This is a genomic window from Herbaspirillum rhizosphaerae, assembly GCF_046025915.1.
GTDB classification, from domain to species: domain Bacteria; phylum Pseudomonadota; class Gammaproteobacteria; order Burkholderiales; family Burkholderiaceae_D; genus Herbaspirillum; species Herbaspirillum rhizosphaerae_A.
In genome coordinates, this window is the sequence record NZ_JAQQFR010000002.1 from 472,557 (window position 1) to 490,525 (window position 17,969).

Here is a 17,969-nt window from a genome sequence, read left to right on the forward strand (position 1 = left end):
ACAATAAAGAGACTCGCAAAGGTCAACGCAGCTTGGGTTCATTGCGAGGTGGCTGGCTGAACGATAATTGTCTTGATGGCAATTTCGGCGTCGCGAGATTTTTCTTGGGATTTTGGCCGGCTTGATGCCGGCTTTTTTTATCCGATGCCAGGGGCCGATACGGATAAGTGGTGGAGTAGGGGATGATGATGCGCATCATCAAGACTTGTTAATATCCGTAACACTTTGTAAGAGACATAGGGGCGGAGCAAAAGCAGGTATATCTTAGTGACTCCCCCCTCTAATTCATCCCCTGAATTAGATTTAACCCGCGCCGCAAGGTGCGGGTTTTTTATTGCCCGCCGATTTTATGGCTGCATAGCCGATCCTGTTTTGCTCCGCTTTTCTTGCGCTTCTCACACGATGGTATGAGGTGAGTTATCTCGGATGATGTTATACTTTAATGGTAATCATTATCATCTAACGAGTCGGAGAGAAATCATATGATCGGTATCAAAAAAATCGCAGTTGCCGCCGCCATGTTTGCAGCTATGTCTGCTGCCAGCGCAGCCGAATATCCAATCGGTAAACCGCAGATTCAAGGCGGCATGGAAGTCAGCGCGGTGTACCTGCAGCCGATCAAGATGGAACCGGACGGCATGATGCGTAAAGCGGAAGAATCCGACGTCCATCTGGAAGCCGATATCCGTGCCGTCGCCAAGAATCCGAACGGCTTTGCTGAAGGCGATTGGATGCCTTACCTGAACATCAAGTTCGAACTGACCAAGACCGGTTCGACCAAGGTCATCAAGGGCGACATGATGGCGATGGTGGCCAGCGATGGTCCTCATTATGGCGACAACGTCAAACTCGACGGCCCAGGCAAGTACAAACTGAAACTGACCATTGCTCCACCATCGGGACATTTCGGCCGTCACGTCGACAAGGAAACTGGTGTCGGCCCATGGTTCAAGCCATTCGAACTGACTTATGACTTTACCTTCGCCGGTGTCGGCAAAAAGGGCGGTTACTAATCCGCAGTCCTGAGCTGAAAGAGTCATGAGCGGGCATCGTTCCGCTCATGTCACGCTGACCCGGTTCTCGCATTTGCTTACTCTTGTTGATAGCGCAATGCAGAGCCCTGCAATGTAGGAGCAAAGGATGTCTTTGCGTAAAACCCGTAGCACCCGACTCATGGCCGGTCTGATCGGTCTGGTCTGTACCCTGTTTGCCGCGGGTGTCTTCGCTGCAGATATTTTGACTTTCAAACTTGAAATGCAGGACGGCAAGTTTATTCCTGCGCGCATTGAAGTCCCTGCAGGGCAGCGCATCAAGATTGAAATCCACAATATCGGCAAGAGCGCCGCCGAGTTCGAAAGTGTTGAGCTGCGCAAGGAAAAAGTCCTCGCGCCCGGCGCGCAGTCTTTTGTCGTGATCGCACCGTTGCGTCCCGGCGAATACAAGTTCTTTGACGACTTCCATTTGAACATGCCGCAAGGCCTGATTGTCGCCAAATAAAGTGCAATTGAAAGGAAAGTAATGGGCCAGGTCCTGTTTATTGTCTGGCGCGAAAGCGTCGAGGCCTTGCTGGTGGTCGGTATTTTGTATGCCTGGCTGAATAATGGCGATGCGGCTGCACGCCGTGGTTTGCCGTACCTGTGGGCTGGCGTTGCTGCCGGCGTGATTGCTGCCGTGGTATTGGGCGGGGCCTTGCTGGGCTTCAGCGAATTGCTTTCAGGCGACGCACAGACCTATTTCCAGATCGGCATGGTACTGATCGCTGCCGTATTGATCGTGCAAATGGTGTTCTGGATGCGCAAGCATGGCCGCACGCTCAAGAAAGACATGGAGTCGTCCCTCAAGGCAAGTACCGAAGCGGGTAACTGGTGGGGCGTGTTTGCACTGGTGGCGCTGGCGATTGCGCGCGAAGGCAGCGAGACTGCGGTCTTCCTGTATGGCATCGGCATGGGTGAGCAGGACGCCAGCCGTGGCGCGCTGATTTTTGCGGGTGTGATCGGCTTTGCTCTGGCTTTCCTGACGTTTTATCTACTGCAACTGGGCGGCAAAATTTTCTCCTGGCGCCGGTTCTTCCAGGTGACGGAAATCATTCTGCTATTGCTGGCAGCCGGCTTACTGCTGACAGGTGTCGAAAAATTGCTCGATTTGCTGTTGGAAAGCTCGGACTGGTTCTCTTCGTTGAGTTTCGTTTCGGCGCTGACGGCCCCGGTCTGGGATACCAGCTGGTTACTGGATGATTCAAGCACTTTGGGCAGCCTGGTATCCACGCTGACCGGCTACCGTGCGCGTCCTGCCTTGATGAGTGTTGCCATTTATGTCATTTATTGGCTTGTGGTATCCTCCGCGCTCGGCAAGTTGAAAAACACGCAAGTTAACAAGCAAGCTGCATAAACGATATGAGCACCTGTACGCTTCCCAATACCCGCCTGGCGCGTACGGGTGACTGGATGCGCCGCAATGGCGCATTGATCCGCGGTATCCAGTGGGTCGTCGTGCTGGTCTACGCCATCCTCATCCTCGTTCCTATTTTTCTCCCGCTGCCGGATGAAACAGCGCATATCTGGTCCAACCTGACTCTGATTTCTCAGTTCTGCTTCTGGGGGATCTGGTGGCCTTTCGTGCTGGTCAGCATGGTGTTGATGGGCCGAGTCTGGTGTGGTGTGCTATGTCCGGAAGGCGCACTTACCGAGTTCGCCAGCAAGTTCGGCCGTGGTAAGACAATCCCGCACTGGATGCGCTGGGGCGGTTGGCCCTTCGTCGCTTTCGCACTGACCACGGTGTACGGCCAGATGGTCAGCGTCTATCAATATCCCAAGGCAGTGCTGCTGGTGCTCGGCGGCTCGACGCTGGGCGCGATGATCGTCGGCTATCTGTATGGCCGCGAAAAACGTGTCTGGTGCAAATACCTGTGCCCGGTCAACGGTGTATTCGGTTTGCTGGCCAAGCTGGCGCCGTTCCATTACAAAGTCAACGAAGACGCATGGCGCGCGTCTTACGATACGCATGGCAAAAAGACCATTCCGGTCAATTGTGCGCCGCTGGTGCCGCTGCGTAACATGAAGGGCGCCGCCGACTGCCATATGTGCGGACGCTGCAGCGGTCATCGCGACGCCATCGCATTGACATGGCGTCCTCCAACTGTCGAAATCGTCAAAGTCGGCAACAAGAACAACAACCTGTGGGAAAGCGCGCTGGTCTTGTACGGTCTGTTCGGCATCGCCATCGGCGCCTTCCATTGGAGCGCCAGCCCATGGTTCATCGAGGCTAAACAATTTATCGCAACATGGCTGATCGATCGGGACATCATGTGGCCGTTCGATACCAACGCACCATGGTGGCTGCTCACCAATTATCCGCAGCAAAGCGACGTATTTTCCTGGCTGGATGGCGCGATGGTGGTTTCATACATCATGGCAACCGCTGCCTTACTCGGTACCGCACTGACCGGCTTGTTCGCGATCAGCAACCTTGTCCTGGGAAAATGGGATCGCTCCCGCTTTAATCATCTGGTGCAATCCGCCATTCCATTGGCAGGTTGCGGCGTGTTCATCGGTTTGTCTGCGACCACGATCAGCTTGCTGCGCGCAGAGCATTGGCCGGTGGACTGGGCCAACGATGTTCGCGCATCGCTGCTGAGCGTCATGACAATCTGGAGCGTCTGGCTCGCGTGGAAGGTCATCGGCGAGCACTCCAAATCGCTCGTACAGCGTTTGCTGGCCTTGGTGCCCATTCTTGGCGCACTGGCATTGGTCAACTATGCCTGGCTGCTGATGTTCTGGATCTGGTAAATCGTTTTAAGCCGGATTCAGCGCACTTTGGTTCTGGTCGCGGCAGCAGGGCGATCCCCTCTGACTGTGTCAATTCCACCGCTTTTGTCCGCTCATTGCGCTGCCTCGGCAGACAATATGGCCCAGTGGCGTAAAATAGCGGGTTTCGTCCGCCGCGGACGGTAATCAGAATAACTCAGCAGATATCTCTATGGCCCGCCCTCGCTTTTTGCCCGACAACCTGACGCTCATGCTGTTGGCCGTTGTCACTACTGCCAGTTTTTTTCCTTGTACCGGATCGGTCGCCGTCGGTTTCGACTGGTTGACGACGTTCATGATCGGCTTGCTGTTCTTCATGCACGGCGCCAAGCTGTCGCGTCAGGCAGTTGTGGCCGGCATGGTGCACTGGCGTTTGCATGTGACGGTTTTGCTTTGCACGTTTGCCGTTTTTCCGCTGCTTGGCCTGATTCTGAAACCTGCGTTGCTGCTGGTGATCACACCTGATCTGTATCTGGGCATCCTGTTTCTATGCGTATTGCCGTCGACGGTGCAGTCTTCGATTGCCTTTACGTCGGTTGCGCGCGGCAATGTGCCGGCGGCGATTTGCAGTGCCTCCGCATCGAACTTGTTGGGCATTTTCCTGACGCCGCTGATGGTAAGCGTGATTGTGGTGGCACATAACGCCCAGCATTCCTCGCTCGACTCCATCCTCAAGATCGTCTATCAACTGTTGCTGCCTTTTGTGGCAGGGCAGATCGCGCGTCCGTGGATCGGCGCCTGGATGGACAGAAACAAGTCCTGGCTGCGCTGGGTCGATCAAAGCTCTGTACTGCTGGTGGTGTATGTGGCGTTTAGCGAGGCAGTCAATCAAGGTCTGTGGCGTCAGGTGCCCGTGACAATGTTGATCAGCCTGATCGTGATCAGCGCCTTGCTGCTGGCGATTATCATGGCGCTGACAACCTTCGGCAGCCGTCGCATGGGTTTCAACAAGGAAGACGAAATCACCATCGTATTTTGTGGCTCGAAGAAAAGTCTCGCCAGCGGCGTACCGATGGCAAAAGTCTTGTTCGCCAGTCAGACCGTTGGGATGGTGCTGTTGCCGCTGATGCTGTTCCATCAGATTCAACTGATGGTGTGCGCTTTCCTGGCGCAGCGTTATCGCAGTCGTCCGGAAGAGAGCGATGCAAGTGCTCAGCTTGGTCAGGTGAGATAAGCACGTGCCGGCATGCACTGATGCACGCAAAATCAAAGCTCGCTATTGCGGGCTTTTTTATTGAGCTTCTCAAACGAGCATCTCAAATTTATCTCCCCAATACCATCAGACCTTGCGTCGATGCTTGGCAAAAAATGCCAGCATCAGCTTGCCCGCATCCGGTCCCTTGGCATGAAACGGCAACTTGTCGTCACCGCCGCTCCAGGCATGCCCAAGGCGCTCGATATGTATCGATCTGATCAGGATCGATTTACCCGCGGAAAAATCACGGATCTGAATGGAGTTTTTGCGTGGATGCCGCTTGGACACGCGTCCGAACTCGCGCACAACGAGCGGCAGCGGGGTGAGGTTTGCAGCGTGATTGAGCGCCGTGAACTGCCTCACCAACTGGATCTGATTGATCGATCGCACGATCTTGTCGTCGTCCCCTGTGATCAGAATCGCGGGCATAGAGGGAAACCCGGGCTCTTTCGCCAGCACTTTGACAATCGGTGTCAGCGGGTTTGCGCTGCCGTGTTGCATCACACCGTATGCGCCCATCGCACTGCGGCTGGTGCCGAATGCCGGGCCGGAATGCATGCCTACTGCAGCAATCAGTTCCGGATGCGTAAGCGCCAGAATCTGTGCCATTGCCGCACCCGCCGAAATACCGCACGCATAAATGCGTTGAGGATCAATATTGTGTTCCTCGCTGACATTGCGAATCATGCGAGCGATCAAGGCGATATCGCCGCCGCCGCGCTGTGTCGCCGGGTCATACCATTTCCAGCAGCGATTAGGATGTTCGCGCAGTGATTGCTGGGGATACAGTACGACATATCCCTTGTCACCCGCGAGCTGGTTCATGCGCGTTCCTTCTGCAAAATCCGCGGCGCTTTGCTCACAGCCGTGCAGCATGACGATGAGAGGCCTGCCGGAAGCTGGCGCCGACTCGACAGGCGGCATAAAAAGCCAATAGCGCATGCGCTGGGCAGGAATGCTGTCAGTCGTGCAATGAGCGCTGTTCCATGTGCCCGCTAACGCAGACGTCTTTGCGGTCATCGTCGTCGGTTTGCGTGCGGAGGTGGATGATTTTACCGATGTGGCTTTAAGAGGGCTGATTGATTTGCTTAGCTTGCCGGGCTTGGGTTTTGGCTTAGCCAGCATCGCCTTCAGCATTTTGGTCGTTCTGGATTGCTGCGCCTTACCGGCTTTTCTAATGCTGCTGAGCCACATGCGATTGAGCATTTTTAGCATATTGGCCTATTAGTAAAAGGTTGTCTTGGCTGACTTGCCTTTAGAAGACGCGCCGAAATGGCCAATGTTCCCCAAAATTGCGGCACTGCAGTAAGCTTGGGTAGCGAAGGGGGAAAATATGCTGGAATGCGGTTGAATTACGGTTGAAATACCGTTAAAACCTTGTCAATGCATGAATAAAACGATGCTTACGTCGCTTCGCTATCAGCGTAGTGATTGGTGCAATGATTAGTGCAGTGATCAGCGTAGTTATTCGCATACTCATCAGCTTTGTTATCTGCCGGAGGATTTTGGATGGATCTGGTCATACGTAACGCGACTCTGCCTGACGGCAGCCAGCATGTGAACATCGGTATCGACGCCGGGCGTATTGCCGCTATCGGCGTCGCCCTCGAACTCCAGGCAGTGCAGGAAATCGATGTCGGCGGTGATCTGGTGACGCCGCCATTCGTCGACGCGCATTTCCATATGGATGCCACGTTGAGTTATGGCCTGCCACGGGTCAATGCTTCGGGCACCTTGCTAGAAGGTATTGCGTTGTGGGGCGAGCTCAAACCGGATCTTACCCAGCAAGCACTGGTCGAACGCGCATTGCAATATTGCGACTGGGCGGTGGCGCGTGGCCTGCTGGCCATCCGCTCGCACGTCGATATCTGTGACGATCGGTTGCTGGCGGTGGAAGCCTTGTTACATGTCCGCGAGAAGGTCGCTCCGTATCTTGATCTGCAACTGGTCGCGTTCCCTCAGGATGGCGTGTTGCGCAGTCCGACCGCATTTGCCAATTTGAAGCGCGCGATTGCCATGGGTGTCGATGTGGTCGGCGGCATTCCACACTTTGAACGCACCATGGCCGACGGCGCAGAATCAGTCCTGCTGCTATGCGAGTTTGCGGCAGAAAAAGGCTTGCGTGTCGACATGCACTGTGACGAGTCCGACGATCCCTTATCGCGCCATATTGAGACGCTGGCTTACCATGCGCAGCGGCTCGGCTTGCAGGGCAGGGTAGCCGGATCGCATCTCACTTCCATGCACTCGATGGACAACTACTACGTCAGCAAGCTTCTGCCATTGATCCATGAAGCGGGCGTTGCCGCCATCGCCAATCCCTTGATCAACATTACCTTGCAAGGCCGTCACGATACGTATCCGAAACGCCGCGGCATGACGCGGGTGCCGGAGATGCTTGCCGCCGGTATCGACGTCGCCTTTGGTCACGATTGCGTGATGGATCCATGGTATAGCCTGGGATCGGGAGACATGCTCGAAGTCGCACACATGGGACTGCACGTGGCGCAAATGACAGGGCAGGATGCGATGCATCACTGCTTCAAGGCCGTAACAGAAACCCCCGCGCGCATACTCGGTCTGGAAGGATATGGACTGCAGGTTGGATGCCATGCCGATCTGGTGGTGCTCGATGCGGGCGATCCTATCGAAGCGATTCGCTTGCGTGCCGCGCGGCGGTTTGTCATTCGTCGCGGGAAAGTCGTCAGTCAGGCGCCGGCGGCGCACGCGCGGCTGAGTTTGCCGGGACGCCCCGATCTGGTGGACTTCAAGCTACGGGGCCAAGCGCAGTGAAGGTGGATGGGGGACGAGGAACGAGGAACGAGAATGCGGGCAGAGGAAACACATGCCTGCCCACCTGCCTTTCTGCCAAATCAGCGATGATCCTTCCACGGAACGAGCCGGTGTTCCAGCCGACGCATGACCAGATCGAACAGATAGGCCACGATGCCGATCAGGATGATGCCCATGATTACGATGTCAGTACGCAGGAAGTTCGAGGCATTCAGCACCAGTTGACCCACACCCGCCGTGGCCGCCACCATTTCTGCCGCGACCAGCGTCGTCCAGCCAAAGCCGATGGCGATACGCAAGCCGGTCAGGATATCGGGCAGCGACGCCGGCAGGATGATGTGTCGCAACAGTTGCCAGCGGCTCGCCCCCATCGATAGTGCAGCGTGCAGTTGTTCGGACAGCACGCCGGTCACTCCCGCGCGTGTGGCAACGGCAATCGGTGCAAAGCAAGCGAGATAGATCAGCAAAATCTTTGCCGTCTCATCGATGCCGAACCAGATGACGATCAGCGGCAGATAGGCCAATGGCGGCAGCGGACGATAAAACTCCAGCAGGGGATCGAAAATACCCCGCACGATTCTACTGGTGCCCATCAACAGGCCCAGTGGCACTGCCGTTACAGCTGCCAGCGCGAAAGCGCCAAAGACGCGCAGCAAGCTCCACGCCAGATGCTGCCACAGCGGCAGGCCACCTTGCACGTTACCGGTCCATGCTTGTACTCCGGCGTTCCACACTGCGGATGGCGAAGGGAGGAATAGCGGCGCCACCCAGGCTTGCGCCGTGATGCCCCACCACGCCACGAATAGAACGATGATTGTCGCAACAGTAACGCCCAGGGTTTTACCGCTGCCCGGGCGGGGATACACCTTTGCTGCAGGTAGCAGCGTAGTCGCGAGGGGAATCTGGGCAGGCGCGGCAGCATCGCGCCAGACAGTGTCCGGTGCAGCAGGCGACGACGAAGGAGGAGTCATGGTCGGATACAGTGAAGGATTCAGGAAGCTTGATGCACAAGTTGCAGGAGACGTTCGCGCCACGCGATGAAATCCGGTGACGATTTGACCGCTCGCGCATCGCCGGATGCCAGATAGTCGCGTGAGAAGGGCAAGTCGAACTGATGATCGATACGTCCTGGACGCGGCGACATGACGATGACGCGGGAACCCAGAAACAGCGCTTCTTCGACGCTATGCGTGATGAAGAAGATCGTCTTGCCGGTACGCTGCCAGACCTTGACCAGCAACTCCTGTATCGATTCCCGTGTCAGCGCATCAAGCGCGCCCATCGGTTCGTCCATCAGCAGCACACGCGGATCGTTCGCCAGCGCGCGGGCAATGCCGACACGCTGCTGCATGCCGCCGGAAAGCTGGTACACCGGTGACTGGGCGAACTGCTCCAGTCCGACCAGCCGCAGTTTTTCCAGCGCCACCGCGATGCGGTCGCTGCGCGAGAACCCGCGAAAGCGCAAGCCAAGTGCGACGTTGTCGACCACATTCAGCCAGGGCAACAACGCATGCTTCTGGAATACCACACCCAGCTCCGGACTGGGGCCGGTGATCGGGACGCCATCAAGCAAAGCCTCGCCCTGAGACGCTTGTACAAAACCCGCGAGGCAATTGAGCAGCGTTGTCTTGCCGCAGCCGGACGGGCCCAGGGCGACGACAAATTCACCCGGTGCGATTGAGAGGTCGACATGAGACAAGGCCAGCGCCTCGTCCTGCGCCGCCGATGCAAAACGCACCGACAGCCGGCGTACGTCGAGCCGGCCGCCGGCCTGTATGGTCGCGGTCGGAGGGATTAGCGTGCTGCTGCCGCTGCTGCTTTGAGTACCCATGTTGCATTGACTCCTGTACTGTAATCCGGCAATACCGTTTGCACGCTGCCCTGAGTCTTCAAAAATGTCGCTGTCGCAGCCAGTGACTTGGCCGCACCGCCACCCAGCCATTGCGCTGATGCCTGTTGTTCCAAGGTCGGGAACTCATACAGCGACAGGCTCGCCGGCACGTCGGCAGCTTCTGCGCCCGACCATTTCGCCACTGCTTTCACCTGTGGCGAATCGGCCGTCCACGCTGCTTTGTTGCGGCGATAGTTGTCATCGGTCGCCGCCAATGTCTTCACGAGTTCAGTGAGAAAGGCGTCGTTCTGACGAGCAAACGCCTTGCTGACGACGATGCCGTCGAAAGTGGCTTTGCCGGTTTGTTTGGCGATCTCGCCGGAAGTGATCAACACCTGGCCATTCTTCTTCACCTTCGCCAGAACCGGATCCCAGATGAAGGTGCCGTCAATGTCGCCACGCTCCCATGCGGCCGCGATCTCAGGCGGACGCATGTTCAAAATCTTGACGTTACGCGGATCGACCTTGGCGTGTTCCAACGCCAGCAGCGTATGGAAGTGCGATGTCGACACGAAGGGCACTGCGATGCGCTTGTCCTTCAGGTCTGCCAGCGTCTTGACGCCGCTGCCGTTACGCACAACCAATGCTTCTGCATCATTGATGTTATCCAGGATCCAGAACAGTTCAATGTCCAGCCCTTGCGACAAGCCCGAGGCAATCGGCGCCGAACCTGCTTCACCGATCTGTACCGAGCCGGACGCCAGTGCGCGAATCACATCCGCACCGCTTGCCAGCTTGCGGAAGGTGACTTTGTAGCCGGTCTTTTGTTCGAGCGTTTGTGCATCTTGCGCGTAGCGCCATGGCACCACCATATCTTGATAGGCGATGACAACTTCCTTGCTTTGGGCCACCGCGTTTTCGGTCAGAAGCGTGGATGCAGCGAAGAGGGTGAAGGCCAGAACGTGCAAAGTTTTTTTCATTTTATTCGTGACGAAGTGGATAGTCATCCGAGTATAAAAGTCGCGTTTGCGCCGCAATACGAATATTTCCAGCTATGGATATGCGGTCACTGAGAGGGATTGCTGAATACCTTCTGGCCCTTGCAGATGTTGATGAGAGCGCCTTTTTATTATTACAAAACCAAATATGCATCGACGTATTTATGCGTTCACAGCCAGTTTTGCCGTTGCTAGACTGCGCTCATCTTACTCATTCATCTGACTCCATCATCCCGTGATTCGCATCGAGCATCTCCATAAAATTTATCAAGTTGCCAAACGGGACATCACAGCACTGACCGATATCAATCTGCAGATAGAAGCAGGCGAGGTATTCGGCATCATCGGTCGTTCCGGCGCTGGAAAAAGTACCTTGATCCGTACGCTGAATCTGCTCGAACGTCCCACGTCGGGAAGCATCTTCATTGAAGACGAAGACATCACGCAATTCGATAGCGCCAATTTGCACAAGCTGCGCCAGCGCGTGGGCATGATCTTCCAGCATTTCAATCTGCTCAGTGCCAAAACCGTTGCCGCCAATATCGACTGGCCGTTAAAAGTCACAGGAAAATACACCGCCGAGCAACGCCGCCAGCGTGTGACGGAACTGCTGGAACTGGTCGGCCTGAGCGAACATCGCGATAAATATCCCGCACAGTTGTCGGGCGGGCAAAAGCAGCGCGTCGGCATTGCCCGCGCGCTCGCCAACTACCCGCATCTGCTGCTGTGCGACGAGGCCACCTCGGCCTTGGATCCGGAAACCACGCAATCGATCCTGCGTCTGCTGCTGGACATCAATCGCAAGCTGGGCCTGACCATCGTCCTCATCACACACGAGATGCAAATCATCCGTACCATCTGCGACCGTGTGGCAGTCATTGACGACACCCGTATTGTGGAAACCGGAAAAGTCGCTGACGTGTTCCTGCATCCACAACATCCGGTGACGCAAAAGCTGGTCGCCGAAAGTCACACTTTCGACAACGATGCCAATTTGCAAGCCGATCAATTCAAAGGAAAGCTGGTGCGCCTGACCTTCGTCGGCGACATCACTTACCAGCCGATTCTGACGAATATCACGGCAGCTACCCAGGTGCTGATCACCATTTTGCAAGGCACGATTTCACGCATCAAAGACACCCCGTACGGGCAACTGCTGGTGGAGTTGAACGGCAGTGACGAAGACATTCGTCAGGTGTTCACCCATTTCGATCAATACCAGATTCACCATGAGGTGTTGTCATGATTGATTTCTCCGTTGTCGACTGGACCGACGTCTGGCAAGCAACGCTGGAGACGCTCGTCATGACCGGCGCATCTCTGTTCTTTACGGTGTTGATCGGCCTGCCACTGGGGATCCTGTTGTTCATCACGGCGCGCCAGCAATTGCTCGCACAACGCGGCGTCTACGTCGTGCTGTCGCTGGTGATCAATATTCTGCGCTCGGTGCCTTTTCTGATCCTGCTGATCGTCATGATTCCGGTGACGCTGGTGCTGGTCGGCACCTCGCTCGGCGTGGAAGGATCGATCCCGCCGCTGGTCATCGGCACCGCACCGTTCTTTGCGCGCTTGGTTGAAAACGTCCTGCGCGAGATTGACCGCGGCGTGATCGAAGCCTGCCAGGCCATGGGCGCAAGAACGCATCAGATCATCTTCGGCGCCTTGTTGCCCGAGGCGCTGCCGGGTTTGTTTGCGGCCGTCACGATCACGGCAATCACATTGATGTCTTACGCCGCCATGTCGGGCGTCATCGGCGGCGGCGGCCTGGGCGATCTGGCCATTCGCTTTGGCTATCAACGATTCCAGACCGAGGTGATGATCGTCACCGTTGCGGTCCTGGTAGTACTGGTGCAGTTACTGCAGTTCTTCGGCGATCGCCTGGTTCTGCATTTCACACGTAAATAAAAAAGGAGTCTTACATGTCCCGCAAATTATCCCTTCTGCTCGCAGCATCGTTGTCTTACCTCGCCATCAGCGGGGCACAGGCAGCCGACAAGCTGGTGATCGCCGCCACGCCGGTTCCACATGCCGAAATCCTGGAATTCCTGAAGCCGACTCTGGCCAAAGAAGGCGTCGACCTGCAAGTGAAGGTGTTTACCGACTACATCCAGCCGGCTGCACAAACCAATGAAAAGCAAGTCGATGGCAACTTCTTCCTGCATCAGCCTTACCTCAATGAATTCAAGAAGAGCCACAAGAACGATATCGAAGTGCCGATCACCAAGGTGCACGTAGAACCGTTCGCAGCCTATTCCCTGAAATATAAAAAGACAGCCGACATTCCGGATGGTGCGACGATTGCTATCCCGAACGATCCTTCGAACTCCGGCCGCGCGTTGTTGCTGCTGGCACGCAACGGTCTGATCAAGCTGAAGGACACAAGCAATATCTCCTCCACACAAAAAGACATCACCGACAATCCAAAGAAGCTGAAATTCCGCGCATTGGAAGCCGCAACCTTGCCACGCGTGCTGAATCAGGTTGACGTCGCACTGATCAACACCAACTACGCCATTGAGGCCAAGCTGAATCCGGTCAAGGATTCCCTGTTCATCGAAGATGCCAATTCGCCTTACGCCAATTTGCTGGTGGCACGTGAAGACAACAAGGATAGCCCTGCATTCAAGAAGCTGGCAGCAGCCTTGAACTCGCCTGAAGTGAAGAAATTCATTGAAGAAAAATACAAAGGCGCCGTGGTTCCTGCATTTTGATATTGAACATCGCAGCAAAAGAACCCGGGAAACCGGGTTTTTTTCATGGAGCGACGGGAAAGTGAATTGCTGCCGGAAATCCTGATCAGATGATCAAACGATCAGACATCGACGATCACCAGGCAGCCATCGCTGCCGGGCAGCACGGCATGGGGTACGCCGGCCTCGGCGATATAGAGTTCACCGGCATGGACGGTCACTGTCAGATTGTCGATTTTCAGCAGCATGCGGCCGCTGATGACCAGCAGCCCCTCATTGTAGTCATGCACTTCCTCTGCATATGACATCTCGTTCATTCGCAGCACCTTGATGCGTGCCGGGCCGACCTGACCAAGAACGGTTGACTTCCATGCTTCCGGCAAATCGGCGGCAATATTCGGTAAGTTAAAAAGCGGCATGGCTTGTCGTTCCAGGGAAAATCATATGATGTCGAGCATTGCGGGTAGTGCCTGATAAAGGCACTGCAATCTTTGCTGTTTACTGCGTGGTATGGACGAAGCCACCTTTGACGAAGCGCACCGGCTCCGCATCCATCGCTGCGATCAAGCTGTCGAGGCCGCCGGCTGCATTGTCCTTGTTCATCGTCGTGGGTGCCCGGCAGAGGATGTCGGACTCGGACCAGTTGTCTTTATCGTCAGCCAGCTTACGCGCACGCAGCCAGCCGTCGCGGTCGGTCAGCAGTTGGGTACCGGCGAGCTTGTCGACGGTGACGCCGGTGATGATGGAGAGCGCCTTCCATGCGTCGTCCGAATGCATCAGGCAATCGATGGCCGGTGCCCCTGCCTGCGAGGCCGGGAGGGAGACGGCACCGTCGGCGAGAATCACGCTGCGCAGACGCGGGTCGTCAAGCGGAAACGACGCCGGCTGTTTTGCCGAGGCCAGCACCATGCGCACGCGCTGGCCGCGCCATGGGTTCAATAGCCTCGCTGACGATGGCGAGGATTTTTCGCAATTGCTTGTGAGTGTCGGCAGAGCGACCGGCTGATCCCATGCGCCGATGTCGCGGATGCTCGTGCCGGCGGCATTGGCCTTCATGAAATCAATCAGGTCCCAGAGATCGTTGTCGGTGAGCGAGCCCGTGAAGCCAGGCATCGTGGTTGCGCCGCGGCGATCGTGCATGCCGTAGGCGATCTTCCAGAACAGCTCGCCGTCGGCGCGTCGCCACAGCAGGCCGCTGGCAAGATTGGGCGGTGCGACCCGCGCTGACAGGGCGAGCGGCGTATCGCCCTTGCCATCGGCGGCATGGCAACCGGCACAGCGCTGATCGTAGAGTTGTTTGCCGTGGACAATGGCGGTGGCGCTGAAGCCGGAAGGAGAAACGTGAAAGCTGGTCGCCTCGGCCGGCGCCAGCAACAACTGGCGGTCCGGCCACGCGGTAAAGAATACGATGACCACGGAGATCAGCAGCATCGCCAGGCGACCGCGACGCCACAATAAGGCGATGGTGAATGACAGTAAGGCAGCGGCGGACCATCCCAGCGCGCTCAGCAATTGCCGCGCTACGCTGCGATCGATCAGCATGACCTCGCCGCTAAGACGGTGAGAAAATGGCCATGCCGGCTGGCCGTGACTGCTCTGCGCTAATCCCAGCGCCGCCAGCACATGCAGAAAACTCTCTTGCAGAACCTGGATCGCACTCAGCAACAGATTGATCCAGTCGGACAACGAAGAAAAAATCACCAGCTTGCATCCAGTCCCAGATGACGCAGGGCTTCATGCCGCAGTTCGGCCAGCCGTGGATCACCGCGATGGCGAGGGTAGGGCAGGTCGACCTTGATTTCGGCTCTGATGCGCGCAGGGCGGTCGCTGAAAACGATCACGCGGTTGGCGAGGAACAGGGCTTCTTCCACATCGTGCGTCACCAACAGCGCGGAAAAGCCATTGCGCTGCCACAGCGACACCAGTTCGCTCTGCATTTGCAAGCGGGTGAGGGAGTCGAGTTTTCCCAGTGGTTCGTCCAGCACCAGCAATTGCGGGTCATTGACCAGCGCGCGCGCCAGCGCCACGCGTTGCGCCATGCCGCCCGATAGTTGATGCGGGAAAGCGTCGGCGAATTCGCTCAGACCGACCAGCGCCAGCGCATCGTCGACGCGCTGGCGTTGTTCCTTCAACAGGCCGCGCGCCTGCAAGCCAAGTGCAACGTTGTCCCACACCTTGCGCCACGGGTACAAGGTCGGATCCTGGAACACGACAATGCGTGACGGATCGGGGCGGGTGATCTTCTCTGCGTTCTGCAAGACCTGTCCGGTGGTGGCCGGCTCCAGTCCGGCAACCAGACGCAGCAGGGTAGACTTGCCGCAGCCGCTGGGGCCGAGCAGGGCGACGAATTCGCCCGGTTCTACCGTCAGAGAAATATCGTCGAGTACCTGCAGCACGCCATTGGGCAATTTGAACCAGTGGCTGACGTGTTCGATATCGATGCGCGCACCGGCTTTGTCTGGCGATGGCTGTTCTTGCTGCTGCGGTTGCTGCTGCGGTTGTTGCTGTGGCTGATGCTTTGATTCCAGCGTTGCGTTTACCATTTGACGGTTCCTTTCTGCCACGACAGCGCGCGGTCGCGTACCTTGAACAGCAGGGTGATGAGACTTGAGCACAGGATCGCCATCACGATCAGGGCCGCATACATATTGCTGTAGGCTGCCCAGCCCTGCGCCCATTGCAGATACCAGCCGAGGCCTGCTTTGACGCCCATCATCTCCGCAGTCACCAGCACTGAAAACGCTGCGCCGAGTCCCATGAACAGACCGACAAAGACTTGCGGCAAGGCCGCCGGGATCGCCACCCGCAGAATCAGGAACCACTCCGATGCGCCGAGCGTGCGCGCCACGTCGTAGTAGCTCTTGTTCACCGACGCTACGCCGGACCAGGTCAGCACAGCCACAGGAAAAGAGGTCGCCAGTGCGATCAGGAACACCGCTGCCGCGTAGCTGGACGGCGCAAAGAAGAATGCCAGCGGCAGCAATGCGGACGCCGGAACAGGGCCGAGAAAACGCAACACCGGATGCACCCAGTAGCCCGCTACGCGCGACCAGCCGATGGTGGCGCCGACCAGAAAGCCGACGAGGCCGCCGGCCGCGAAGCCATGCACCAGCAGACGCAGCGAATAGCCGGTGCTGATGCCGAGACGGCGCCAGTCCTCGCTGTAGACTTCGATCAGGCTCTGCGGCGGCGCGAAGAAGGGTGTTGGCAGAACACCCAGCTTGGCGGTCAAGATTTCCCAGACGCCCAGCAACAAGGGCGCCGCGACCAGCCATTGTCCAGCGGGACGCAGTAGTTGCGCCACGCGGCCTGCGCGGTCGCCGGCTACTGCAAGAGCGGTCAGCAGCACGGCAACGGCCACCGCAGCGTAACCGAACTCATCGGTGAAAGCCCAGTCGCTGAAGCCGACTTCTTTGTTCGGCCAGCGTAGAGTGATCAGGCCCAGCAACAGCCAGGTGGCGGCCGCGAGCAAGCCAGTGCGCCAGATGCCGACAATGCCGGATGCGCGCACCCCGTCGAACAGACCGGCCTGATGGGCTCTGAGCAAGACATCGTTGGTGGTGGAAGTTGTCATGTTGAACTCCGTTTGCGTTGAAGATCAGGTCTGGGCTTGCCGGCGTTCATGCCAGTGGATCGAAGGTGACGTGATTGGCCAGCTTGACCGGATCGGTTGATTTTTTCAGCACGCCGGCAGTGTGGAAATCGCGGGCGAAGAATTCGACTTCATCACGCAAGGGCTTGCCGGTCGGATGGTTGTGATAAGTCAGGCTGGTGAGCAGGGCGCGCAGATCTTCGACTGGTACCTTAGGTGAATATTTCGAATAGATCTTGGCGGCTTCGTTGGGATTTTCGGCGACGTACTCTGATGCCTGCAAGATGGAACGCACGACGGCGGCTGCAGCCGGTTTGTCGTTGCGCACCAGATCACCGCGCGCACCCAGGATGCAGCAGATTTTGTCCTTGTATTCACCGATGGCGCTGTTGCCGATTTCGGTGAAGACGCCCTTGTTGCGTTTCTCGATCAGGAAAATGTTCGGATCACCGTCGGCGATCGCCTGAATCTCCCCCTTCTTGACGGCGACGTCGAGCAGGTCGGCGGGATAGACGCGCCACTCCACATCTTTCTCAACGTTGAAGCCTTTTTTGGCCAGATGGATGGCGAAGAAATTCTTGGCCGGACTGTTCTGATCCGACACGCCGATGACCTTGCCTTTGAGGCTGTTCAGGTCTTTCACGCCGGCCTGATTGGAGCCCACCATGCGCAGGCAGCCGCCATGCGCCGCGCCGACGATCTTGACGTCGAAGCCTGCTTCCAGCGGCTTGAGCCAGCGGTGGATCAGGCCGACGCCGACGTCCGCCTTGCCGGTCGCCAGCGCTTCCAGAAGTTGATCGGTGGAGCCGCCCCAATTGAGCAATTCGACATCGAGACCGTTTTTTTCAAAGAAGCCGCGCTCCTGCGCCACCACCACCGGCGAGAGGCAGAACGAAATGGCGCTCCACGCGAAGGTCAGCTTGCGCGGCGGCGCCGACCAGGCGTTGCGCGAGGCGAGCGTACCGCCGGCGCCAACCAGTGCGGCAGCTGCACCGGCGCGCAATACGTCGCGGCGCGACCATGAAGAGAGGACATTGGACTCTGGTGAAATGCTATTTTTTTTCATT

General features: G+C 57.2%; 19 protein-coding genes. 9 read left to right on the forward strand and 10 right to left on the reverse strand.

Going from position 1 to position 17,969, the window contains the following annotated elements; genetic code table 11:
- Window positions 1-22: 22 nt before the first annotated feature.
- On the reverse strand, window positions 23-199 hold the full coding sequence (locus PQR63_RS04745; RefSeq protein ID WP_408166065.1) for a hypothetical protein: 177 nt from the start codon (window positions 197-199) through the stop codon (window positions 23-25).
- Window positions 200-482: 283 nt separating this feature from the next.
- Between PQR63_RS04745 and PQR63_RS04750 the strand changes: the two genes are divergently transcribed.
- From PQR63_RS04750 to PQR63_RS04770, 5 genes are all read left to right on the forward strand, one after another.
- A complete protein-coding gene (locus PQR63_RS04750; protein ID WP_408166067.1) occupies window positions 483-1,013 on the forward strand; it encodes an iron transporter in 531 nt (176 codons plus the stop codon).
- A gap of 160 nt (window positions 1,014-1,173) precedes the next feature.
- Window positions 1,174-1,497 (forward strand): cupredoxin domain-containing protein, encoded by a 324-nt coding sequence (locus tag PQR63_RS04755; RefSeq protein ID WP_408166144.1) that lies wholly within the window; start codon window positions 1,174-1,176, stop codon window positions 1,495-1,497.
- Between the two features lie 21 nt (window positions 1,498-1,518).
- A complete protein-coding gene (locus PQR63_RS04760) occupies window positions 1,519-2,388 on the forward strand; it encodes an FTR1 family iron permease (RefSeq protein WP_408166069.1) in 870 nt (289 codons plus the stop codon).
- Between the two features lie 56 nt (window positions 2,389-2,444).
- A complete protein-coding gene (locus PQR63_RS04765; RefSeq protein ID WP_408166145.1) occupies window positions 2,445-3,785 on the forward strand; it encodes a 4Fe-4S binding protein in 1,341 nt (446 codons plus the stop codon).
- Between the two features lie 190 nt (window positions 3,786-3,975).
- Window positions 3,976-4,977, forward strand: a complete 1,002-nt coding sequence (locus PQR63_RS04770) for a bile acid:sodium symporter family protein (protein ID WP_408166070.1) — start codon at window positions 3,976-3,978, stop codon at window positions 4,975-4,977.
- Window positions 4,978-5,082: 105 nt separating this feature from the next.
- On the opposite strand, the gene PQR63_RS04775 is transcribed toward PQR63_RS04770, so the two are convergent.
- Window positions 5,083-6,213: an extracellular catalytic domain type 1 short-chain-length polyhydroxyalkanoate depolymerase gene (locus tag PQR63_RS04775; RefSeq protein WP_408166072.1), complete on the reverse strand. Its 1,131-nt coding sequence runs from the start codon at window positions 6,211-6,213 to the stop codon at window positions 5,083-5,085.
- Between the two features lie 294 nt (window positions 6,214-6,507).
- On the opposite strand from PQR63_RS04775, the gene PQR63_RS04780 reads away from it, so the two are divergent.
- A complete protein-coding gene (locus PQR63_RS04780) occupies window positions 6,508-7,791 on the forward strand; it encodes an amidohydrolase family protein (RefSeq protein ID WP_408166074.1) in 1,284 nt (427 codons plus the stop codon).
- 80 nt (window positions 7,792-7,871) lie between these two features.
- On the opposite strand, the gene PQR63_RS04785 is transcribed toward PQR63_RS04780, so the two are convergent.
- From PQR63_RS04785 to tauA, 3 genes are read right to left on the reverse strand one after another with little or no spacing between them, the layout of a single operon-like run.
- Entirely contained in the window at window positions 7,872-8,762 is an 891-nt protein-coding gene (locus tag PQR63_RS04785) for an ABC transporter permease subunit (RefSeq protein ID WP_408166075.1), read from the reverse strand.
- Window positions 8,763-8,782: 20 nt separating this feature from the next.
- Window positions 8,783-9,622, reverse strand: coding sequence for a taurine ABC transporter ATP-binding protein (locus tag PQR63_RS04790; RefSeq protein WP_408166077.1), 840 nt, complete (start codon window positions 9,620-9,622; stop codon window positions 8,783-8,785).
- Window positions 9,586-10,602, reverse strand: a complete 1,017-nt coding sequence (tauA, locus tag PQR63_RS04795; RefSeq protein WP_408166079.1) for a taurine ABC transporter substrate-binding protein — start codon at window positions 10,600-10,602, stop codon at window positions 9,586-9,588. The genes PQR63_RS04790 and tauA overlap by 37 nt, the downstream gene beginning before the upstream one ends.
- Window positions 10,603-10,855: 253 nt before the next feature.
- On the opposite strand from tauA, the gene PQR63_RS04800 reads away from it, so the two are divergent.
- Genes PQR63_RS04800 through PQR63_RS04810 form a run of 3 tightly spaced genes read left to right on the forward strand, consistent with a single transcriptional unit; the run spans window position 10,856 to window position 13,331 of the window.
- On the forward strand, window positions 10,856-11,866 hold the full coding sequence (locus PQR63_RS04800; protein ID WP_408166081.1) for a methionine ABC transporter ATP-binding protein: 1,011 nt from the start codon (window positions 10,856-10,858) through the stop codon (window positions 11,864-11,866).
- Complete coding sequence (locus PQR63_RS04805) at window positions 11,863-12,525, forward strand: methionine ABC transporter permease (protein WP_408166083.1); 663 nt, start codon at window positions 11,863-11,865, stop codon at window positions 12,523-12,525. Before PQR63_RS04800 ends, PQR63_RS04805 begins: the two co-directional genes overlap by 4 nt.
- Window positions 12,526-12,539: 14 nt before the next feature.
- Entirely contained in the window at window positions 12,540-13,331 is a 792-nt protein-coding gene (locus tag PQR63_RS04810; protein ID WP_408166085.1) for a MetQ/NlpA family ABC transporter substrate-binding protein, read from the forward strand.
- A 101-nt stretch (window positions 13,332-13,432) separates the two neighbouring features.
- Here PQR63_RS04810 and PQR63_RS04815 read toward each other — a convergent pair whose 3' ends face one another.
- From PQR63_RS04815 to PQR63_RS04835, 5 genes are all read right to left on the reverse strand, one after another.
- A complete protein-coding gene (locus PQR63_RS04815) occupies window positions 13,433-13,729 on the reverse strand; it encodes a cupin domain-containing protein (protein WP_408166087.1) in 297 nt (98 codons plus the stop codon).
- A gap of 79 nt (window positions 13,730-13,808) precedes the next feature.
- Window positions 13,809-15,011, reverse strand: a complete 1,203-nt coding sequence (locus PQR63_RS04820) for a c-type cytochrome (RefSeq protein ID WP_408166089.1) — start codon at window positions 15,009-15,011, stop codon at window positions 13,809-13,811.
- Window positions 15,008-15,853 carry an ABC transporter ATP-binding protein gene (locus tag PQR63_RS04825; RefSeq protein WP_408166091.1) on the reverse strand — a complete coding sequence of 282 codons (846 nt, stop codon included), beginning with the start codon at window positions 15,851-15,853 and terminating at the stop codon, window positions 15,008-15,010. The genes PQR63_RS04820 and PQR63_RS04825 overlap by 4 nt, the downstream gene beginning before the upstream one ends.
- Window positions 15,847-16,884, reverse strand: coding sequence for an ABC transporter permease (locus tag PQR63_RS04830; RefSeq protein WP_408166093.1), 1,038 nt, complete (start codon window positions 16,882-16,884; stop codon window positions 15,847-15,849). The genes PQR63_RS04825 and PQR63_RS04830 overlap by 7 nt, the downstream gene beginning before the upstream one ends.
- Before the next feature lie 46 nt (window positions 16,885-16,930).
- Window positions 16,931-17,968, reverse strand: coding sequence for an ABC transporter substrate-binding protein (locus PQR63_RS04835; RefSeq protein ID WP_408166095.1), 1,038 nt, complete (start codon window positions 17,966-17,968; stop codon window positions 16,931-16,933).
- Between the last annotated feature and the right edge of the window lies 1 nt (window position 17,969).